General features: G+C 62.5%; 8 protein-coding genes. 1 reads left to right on the top strand and 7 read right to left on the bottom strand.

From position 1 onward, the window contains the following. From HX875_RS28850 to HX875_RS28820, 7 genes are all read right to left on the bottom strand, one after another. Nucleotides 1–2,195 (bottom strand): DUF6531 domain-containing protein (locus HX875_RS28850; protein WP_177047996.1); only part of this gene is annotated, 2,195 nt, incomplete at its 3' end. A gap of 174 nt (nucleotides 2,196–2,369) precedes the next feature. Continuing rightward, on the bottom strand, nucleotides 2,370–3,131 hold the full coding sequence (locus tag HX875_RS28845; RefSeq protein WP_177047992.1) for an SDR family oxidoreductase: 762 nt from the start codon (nucleotides 3,129–3,131) through the stop codon (nucleotides 2,370–2,372). Further along, complete coding sequence (locus HX875_RS28840) at nucleotides 3,124–3,924, bottom strand: SDR family NAD(P)-dependent oxidoreductase (protein WP_177047990.1); 801 nt, start codon at nucleotides 3,922–3,924, stop codon at nucleotides 3,124–3,126. The genes HX875_RS28845 and HX875_RS28840 overlap by 8 nt, the downstream gene beginning before the upstream one ends. After that, complete coding sequence (locus tag HX875_RS28835) at nucleotides 3,917–4,738, bottom strand: molybdenum cofactor biosynthesis F family protein (RefSeq protein ID WP_177047989.1); 822 nt, start codon at nucleotides 4,736–4,738, stop codon at nucleotides 3,917–3,919. Before HX875_RS28835 ends, HX875_RS28840 begins: the two co-directional genes overlap by 8 nt. 85 nt (nucleotides 4,739–4,823) lie before the next feature. Further along, a complete protein-coding gene (locus tag HX875_RS28830; RefSeq protein WP_177047987.1) occupies nucleotides 4,824–5,483 on the bottom strand; it encodes a helix-turn-helix transcriptional regulator in 660 nt (219 codons plus the stop codon). Nucleotides 5,484–5,534: 51 nt separating this feature from the next. Then, entirely contained in the window at nucleotides 5,535–5,900 is a 366-nt protein-coding gene (locus tag HX875_RS28825; RefSeq protein WP_177047985.1) for a cupin domain-containing protein, read from the bottom strand. A gap of 174 nt (nucleotides 5,901–6,074) precedes the next feature. Beyond that, the gene (locus tag HX875_RS28820; RefSeq protein ID WP_177047983.1) at nucleotides 6,075–7,373 is read right to left on the bottom strand and encodes an NAD(P)/FAD-dependent oxidoreductase; all 1,299 of its coding nucleotides are present in this window, start codon (nucleotides 7,371–7,373) and stop codon (nucleotides 6,075–6,077) included. A 195-nt stretch (nucleotides 7,374–7,568) separates the two neighbouring features. Between HX875_RS28820 and hpaR the strand changes: the two genes are divergently transcribed. Then, nucleotides 7,569–7,991: a homoprotocatechuate degradation operon regulator HpaR gene (hpaR, locus tag HX875_RS28815; protein WP_010175444.1), complete on the top strand. Its 423-nt coding sequence runs from the start codon at nucleotides 7,569–7,571 to the stop codon at nucleotides 7,989–7,991. Nucleotides 7,992–8,080 lie beyond the last annotated feature (89 nt).

Genomic DNA, 8,080 nt, shown 5'->3' with positions numbered 1-8,080 from the left:
ATCAACCGACCGGCTTCGTCGTACTGATACGCCGTCACCGACCCCAGCGGATCCTGCTCAACCGTCAGCCGGCCTTTTTCATCGTAGGATTTGAAGTGCTCGGCACCGTCCGGATCAATCCGCTGCACCAGCCGTGCGCGCTGGTCGTGGACGTAGACTTCCTGGCTGCCATCGGCGTTGTGCACGGTGACGCTGCCGTTGTCATCCCAGGCATACCGCGTGTCCATCTGCGAAAAACTGGCCCAGTGCCGAACGCAGCGTGCAGCCTTGCCAGACCTTTCCCACTCCCAGAAGAAACTCGCCCCACCGGCCAGTTGCCGCTCCAGGATCACCTGCTGATCGTCGTAGCGATAACGCTCGCTTTCGCCTACAGCGTTGGTCGCCTCAATCAACCGCCAGGCGTCGTCGTACTTGTAGGAAACAACGTTCTGCTCGGTAACCCAGTCCAGTTCCCGCTGCACCTGATAGTCGACGGCAACGATATGCCCGCGGTCATAACGCAGCAGCAATCCTTGGCCGACGTGGTTATCAATCCGCTGAATCCGCCCGGAGTAGTCTCGGGAAATACGCAGCCGGTTGTCGTACGCGTCGCTGATCGACGTCAGTACACCGTCACGGAAGTGGTAGAAAAGGGACGCCTGAGACAGCACCAACTCATCAGGCAAAGCGCCCAGATAAATCCCTGCTTCCGCCAGGCTATTAGTGATGGCCGGTCGCGTAGAAGAGGGCTGGGGAAAGGTCGTGCTGCGGTTCTCGTGGTCGGTCCAGACCACCGTTTCACCGCTAACCGCCAACCGCTGAGCCAGCGAATGGCTCCAGCCAAACCCCAACCCGCAATCCACTTCCACCGCACTGCTGCGATACAACCGCGTCCAGGCAAACGGCAACACGCCATCCAACGAGCCGTCGGTGAGAGTCAGCAGTTCCTCACCGGTAACCATCGACACCGGGCAGCCATTGGTTGCGGTTTTGTCTGCGGGAGCGGCCGCATCACCGCCAGGGTTCTTGGCAGCGGCGGGCACATCATCCACAAGCTCCTGCTTCACCAGCGCCGTGCGCGCCGTCTTCGGCTCCCGCACCAGAGCCGCCGGGTTCGAAACCTGATCTGGACCCACCTTCAACGGCACCGCCGCTGCCTTCACTGGCACCGCATGACTCTGAAGCACCACCGGCTTAAGCACTTCGGCATGCCCATCCATCCGGGCCGTGCCGCCCAGCGTGGCCATCTGCTCCAGCCACTCCCGTGCCCGCTCGGACTTGACCTTGCCCAGCACCTGCGCACCCAGGCGCACGGCCACACCCATGCCGCCGGTGGCCCATAGCAACAACAGGTTGAGCAGTACCTCGGTGGTGATTTCCCCCAGCAACTCAAACATGTAATGCGGCGGCAGCATGCGCATCCAACTGACCATCGCGGACAGGTAGATAAACAGCAGCGGTTCATCGCTCAGAATCAGCAGTCCTTTGGCAATCGCCTCATGACTGAGCTTCAGCAGCGCCGCAAGCTCGGTCTGGGAGATGTACTGCAGCAGCTTTTCGCTGTTGGGCTTGATGTCAGCCAACCACTGGTACAGCTGCGCAATACCGTCCCAGAGACCGTAAAGCACGTTGCCAAACCCGTGCGCATAGGCCACTTGCAGCGAGGTATACCGATCGACATAACCGGCCTTGGAATAGCTCTCCCATATCGGCTTGAACGTGCTCGTCCACTCGCCACGCAGGCGACCTTCCAGCGAGCTGATCTCGGACTGGTAGGAGGCATACAGCGCCTTGATGTGGTCCTTGGAAACGTTGGGATAAAAGCTGACCCGGTACTGCCGGTCGACGGTGCACTCGGTGACTTCGAGAATGCCGCTGGGGCCGATGGTTTTATGGAGGGGGGCGCCGAGCGGGCCGCCGTCTTGCGCGATTTCCTGGAGCATCACGGGCGTATTGCCGATGGGCACGAACCGTGTGCTCTGGAACATGTGCACCAGGGTCAACGGTGAGTTGGCCCTGCAGGTCGCGACGGTGCTGCTGGGATACAGAGCGCGGGTGATGGGCGCGACCAGTGAAACCTCATCCCCCACCTTGAACACTTGCTCGACATCCAGTGCCGAAAAACTCCAGAAGCTCTCGGCCCACGCGTCGTAGGTGTTCAGGCAGTGTTTGAAGTCATTGAGAACCTCGTTGACGTTACGCGTCTTCGGGTCCATCGCCGCCACGACGAAAAAGCCAATGGCGGGAATCAAGAGGCAGCCCCACTGGGCAGAGCAGTAATCGAAAAAGACATCGGCGTTCCCTCGCGCTGTGTAATCAGGCGAGGGACTTTGCAGCGGTTCTCAAGGCGGGGGAGTAGAGGTTATCTGGCCGTTCGGTAGGACGTTTCGTTAAACCTCCGGCAAGGTCGAACCGCCATCCACCACCAAGGTCTGCCCGGTGATATAGCCCGCCAGGTCCGACGCCAGAAACAGCATCGCCCCGGCAATATCCGCCGGCGCACCCAGCCGTCCCAGCGGCACCCGGCTGGCGATCTGTGCGTTCACCTGGTCATCCCCCAGATTGCCCATGGCCGGCGTGGCGATCATGCCGGGCTCCACGCCATTGACCCGCACATTCAGCCCGGCCAGTTCCAGCGCGGCATTGCGAATGAACCCGTTGACCCCGGCCTTCGACGCCGCATAGTGACTCAACCCGGGAAACGCGACCCGGGGCCCGGTGACTGAAGACGTGACCAACACGCAGCCTCGGCCCTGGCGACGAAACATCGGCAGCGCCGCCTGGGTCAGCCAGAACAACGCCGACAAATTGACCGCCAACGTGCGCTCGAGCATCGCCGGGGTGATATCGGCAAACGGCGTCAGCGGAAAATACCCGGCGTTATGCACCAGGATATCCAGCCGGCCCCAGCGTTGTTCCACCCCTTCAACCAGCCTGAATACCGCAGCGGCGTCCGCCAGATCCACCGTCACTGCTTCCACCAGGCAGCCGCGCCCGCACAACTCAAGCGCCAGCGCTTCGGCCAGTTGCAGGTCGGCGATCATCACTCGCGCACCTCGCAGGGCAAACGCCTCGACGATGGCCCGACCGATGCCCTGGGCGCCCCCCGTTACCACTACGCTGCGACCGCTGAAATCCAGTTCTTCATCCATGACCCACCTCCATATGCGCATACGCCAGCGTGGGCACATCGACGATGCTCGAACCCCCATCCGCCACCAGCGTCGCCCCGGTAATGATCGACGCCTCACTGGACGCCAAAAAACGGCACACCCTGGCGATTTCCTCGGCGCTGGCCGGGCGGCGCAAGGGTACGTCGGCGCACACCCGGTCATAGGCGTGTTGCAGCGTCTCGCCATGAAAATCCATCAGCGCTTGCATCTCCTCATCGGCCATCGGCGTGCGCACCCAGCCCGGGCACACGGCGTTCACCCGCACACCACGCGGGCCGTAATCCCGGGCCAGTGAGCGATTGAGCCCGAGCAAGGCATGCTTGGCCGTGGTGTAGCCGCACACTTCAGGCCCGGCGGCCAGGGAGGCAATCGACCCCATCAGCACAATATTCCCGGCACTTTCCAGCAGCAGCGGCAAACACGCCCGGGCACTGTAGAAGGCGCTGTCGAGGTTGCTGCGCATTGCCGCTTCCCAGGTCTGCGGGCTGGTGTCGGTGGCGCTGCCAACCCCATGCCCGCCCGCGCAGGCCAGCAGCACGTCGATCCGCCCATAGCGCTGGCGAATCTGTGCGACGAACCCTTCCCACGTTTGCGGGCAGGCCGCATCCCCCACCAGCACAAGGCCGCCGGTTTCCCGGGCAACCTGCTCCAGCGGTTCGCGACGACGGCCGATCAGTACCAACTGTGCACCGTCGGCGGCGTACAGCCGGGCGCAGGCGGCGCCGATGCCGGTGCCGGCACCGGTGATCACAAGGGTGCGCGGCTCAGTCATCAGGATGCTCCGTGCGGTTGAGCACCTGGCAGTAGGAGCTGATGGGAAAGTTCGACAGGGCATCGAAGGAGGCGTCGGCATAGCCAAAGATCTTGCCGTCGCTGCGGTGCTGCTGCAGGTCGATCAGCACCAGGCCGAGGGTGGGGATGATTTTTTCGCGCCACACAAACAGGTACAGCTGGTCGGCGATCTTGTAGTAGTCGCAGCGGTCGGTGTCGCACAGGCCTTGCTCGACGCCCTTGAGGCACTGCCAGGCGTAGAACTGGTGATTGAGGTAGATGTGCTCGTAGACCTCGCTCGGGCTGTAGCGGTACTGGTTGCGCAGGCCGGTCAGTTCGGTGGTGCGGGCGTGGGGGCATTGGCCGGCCTGCCAGGGGCGGTCGAGGCTGCCGTGGAGGAATTCCACTTCCACCGAGGTCAGCGGCTTGCCGGCGAGGGCGCGGCTGTAGAGGCCTTCGCGGGTCTGTTCCTGGGTGGGCATGCGCCCGAGCACGGCGGTGAATGAGGCGCTGGCGGTGTCGAGCACCAGGCTCACCGACCAGGCTTGCGCACCGTCGCGCTTGATGAAATCCACCAGGTACAGGCCGGGGCGCACCGAGGTTGCGCGGTAGCTTGCGCTGCCGCTGGAGTGGCCGTCGGCGGCAACCCAGGCCAGGCTGTCGCGCTCGAAACGGTGCTCGATCTGCCAGCCATTGGCGAAGTACAGCGTGAAGGTTTTGCCGCTCAGGTCGGCCAGGTTCGGCAGGATGAAGGCCTCGGGGGCGAAGCCGTCGGCCAGGGCGCCCACGGTGATCCAGTCAGAAGGGGTGGTCATTGCGATGCTCCGGTTGGGTGGATGAACACCACGGATCATCGCGCCCGGGAGCAGGCCCGACCATCAACCGGATGGTTGAGGCCGGCTACAGGAACAGGCTGCCCACCAGCTCGGTACGGCTGCTGACACCGGTCTTGCGAAACAGGTTGATCAGGTGGGTCTTGATGGTGGGCAGGCCGACGTCCAGCTCCTGGGCCAGCTGTTTGTTGCTGGCGCCCTGGCGCAACAACAGAGCGATCTGGCGCTCCTTGGGTGTCAGCCCGGCCAGTGCATCTTCAGCGGGGTGCATGTTTGCGACGGCCAGTTGCAGCAGGGTTTGCAGGGCATTCAACTGGGCCAGTTGCTCGCCGGTGAACGCGCCTTGATCGGCAGTGCGCAGCAACGAAATGGCGGCCTGGGGCTGGCCGCCACGCTGGGCGAGGATCTCCACCACATCCACCACGCCATAGCGCCGCAGAAAATCCCCATACCGTCGGGTATCCCGCGCCGGCTGGCGGGCCATGGCAAGGCCCAGCGGCACCACGGCCAGGCCACTGGACAGGCAGTTGCGCGGTTGCAACGGGTCGAACTGGCGGTAGTTGTCGAGGTAGTCGCGGTGCATCTCGCCGCTCATGCCGTGCAACTGGAAATCCCGGGCTTGCAGCTGCCGGTCGACGCAATAGAACGCGGCCTGGCTGACCGGAATCAAGCGGGTAAAAGCCTGCAGGCATTGGCCGGCGACTTCGTGGGCGGGGAGGGTGTGCATGGGGGGCACCTGCGCCAAAGGGCTGCCGACGGGTGCCGGCAGCCGGGGCTATCACACCACGGCGAAGTAGTGTTTGACGAAACTTTCGCTGACCACTTCCCACAGTACCGGGGTGCCCTTGGTCACGAACCAGCTGTCACCGGCCTTGTAGCGCGTGCTCTGGCCGGTGGACTCGTCGGTGAGTACCACCTCGCCGGTGACCACGGTGGCCTGTTCGGCGAACGGGTAGACCATGCGGAACTTGCCCTGGGTGGTGCCGAAATAGGCACTGCTGACCGGGTCGGTCGGGGTGCCGAAGGTCATTTTGCCGAAGGCCCGGACTTCGCCTTCGAGGATGGTTGAACCGAGGTCGGCGACGGTGCCCCAGGCGTCGAGTTCGGATAGCTGGATTTCTTTCTTGAGGGTAACGAGGGTCATGGCAGTTGCTCCTGATGAGAAAAATAGTGATCACCTGTAGGAGCGAGCTTGCTCGCGAAGGTCGTCAACGATGACGCTGGCGTCCTGGATGAACGCGGCGTCCTTGCGTTTTTCGCGAGCAAGCTCGCTCCTACAGGTGTCAGGTGTCAGGTGTTGGGTGTTGGGTGTTGGGTTTTAGCGGCGGCCGTTCCAGTAACCGGAGAGCTGGTGCCAGGACTTGCCGGCGGTGAGCAGCAGCGGGCGGATCGCGTCTTTGCCGAGGATGGTCGGGCGATGGATCGAGCTGACCAGGTCATACCGCGCCGAGCCTTCGCTCATGCCCTCGGCCAGCACCTTGCAGATGATGTGGCTCGGGGTCACGCCGAAGCCTGAATAGCCCTGCACATAGAACGCGTTGCTGCGCCCGGGCAGGGTGCCGATCTGCGGGAACAGGTTCGGGCTGCAAGCCATCGGGCCGCCCCAGGCCAGGTCGATCTTCACGTCCTTGAGGTACGGGAAAATCTTCAGCATCAGGTTGCGGTTCCAGGCTTTCAGATCGCCGGGAATGTGCTCCACCAAAGGCGTGGCGGCACCGAACAGCAGGCGGTTTTCGTTGGTGACGCGGTAGTAGTCGATCACCGGGCGGATGTCGCTGTAAGCCCCGCGAATCGGGCTGATGCGCTTGATCAGCTCTTCAGACAATGGCTCGGTCATCATCTGGAACGCATAGGTGTTGATGGTCGATCGGTGCAGTTCCGGTTCCAGCTTGTTGAGGAAACTGTCGCAGGCCCACAGCAATTTACTGGCTTTGACCGAACCGCGTCCGGTGCGCACGGTGATGCGTTCGCCATAGCTGACTTCCAGCGCCGGGCTGTTCTCGAAAATCCGCACACCGTGGCCGGCCAGGGCCTTGGCCTCGCCCAGCAGCAGGTTCAACGAGTGCACATGCCCGCCGCCCATGTGCAGCAGGGCGCTGCTGTAGGCGTCGGAGCCGATGATCTGCTTCACATCGGAGCCGCCGAGGAAGCGGATCTCGTGTTGGGTGTTGATGGATTTGAAGTCCTTCTCCCAGGCGCGCAGGGTCTTTTCCTGGCGGGCGTTGAAGCCCATGTAGCCGTAGCCGTGGCAGAAGTCGGCATCGATGTCGTACTTGGCGATGCGGTTCTTGATGATGTCGGCGCCCAGGTCGCTGATCTCGAAGATCTGGCGCAGGCCGTCTTCACCCACCTCCTTCTTGATCTTCTCCAGGTCGTGGCCGATGCCGGCCATGATCTGCCCACCGTTGCGCCCGGTGCCGCCAAACCCCAGGTACCGCGCTTCCAGCACGACGATGTTGGTGATGCCTTTTTCGGCGAGTTCCAGGGCGGTGTTGATCCCGGAAAACCCGCCGCCGATGATCACCACGTCGGCTTCCACGTCCTGTTCCAGGGTGGGGAAGCTGAGGTTGTATTTCTTGGTCGCCGTGTAATAGGTAGGCGTTTCGATATTGATCATTGCGCTGCCTGACAGTGAAGAGCTAATGAGTGTATTAAGGCCGTTGGCGCGCTGGATGTCTTGATTCTGTGTGCCGGGCTTTTTGATCCTGCGCGCCAGAGCCTTCGCCTGCCTCACAAGTTATAGCGTGAGGCGCGGAGGAGAGTGGTAGAGTTTCGTTAAAACATTAACTAAATCTATCGTGACCCTGAGCCTATGTTGAAACCCAGACAATCCCTGACCTTGACCCTGTTGCAGGCCCGTGAAGCGGCCATGAGTTTTTTCCGGCCTTCGTTGAATGAGCACGGGCTGACCGAACAGCAATGGCGGGTTATCCGAATTCTCAGCCAGCATGACGAGCTGGAGATTTACCAACTGGCGGAACTGGCGTGCATTCTCAAGCCGAGCATGACCGGCGTGCTGGTGCGCATGGAAGCGGCGGGGATGGTGCACCGGCGCAAGGCCGAGCAGGATCAGCGGCGGGTGCTGGTGACGCTGGCGGAGAAGGGCAAGGCGAGTTTCGAGTCGATGAGCCAGTGCATGGAAGAGAATTACCAGCGCTTGCAGGGGCAGTTCGGGGAGGAGAAGTTGCAGGTGTTGCTGGGGTTGCTGGATGAGTTGAAAACCATCAAACGCTGAAACACCGCTTCAGATACATCGCGTAGCAGCTGTCGAGCCCCAGCGAGGCTGCGTCTGCGGTGTACCTGACACACCGCAGACGCAGCCTC

This window comes from Pseudomonas yamanorum, assembly GCF_013386765.1.
GTDB classification, from domain to species: Bacteria; Pseudomonadota; Gammaproteobacteria; order Pseudomonadales; family Pseudomonadaceae; genus Aquipseudomonas; species Aquipseudomonas yamanorum_A.
This window is presented reverse-complemented; position numbering and strand designations above follow the sequence as displayed.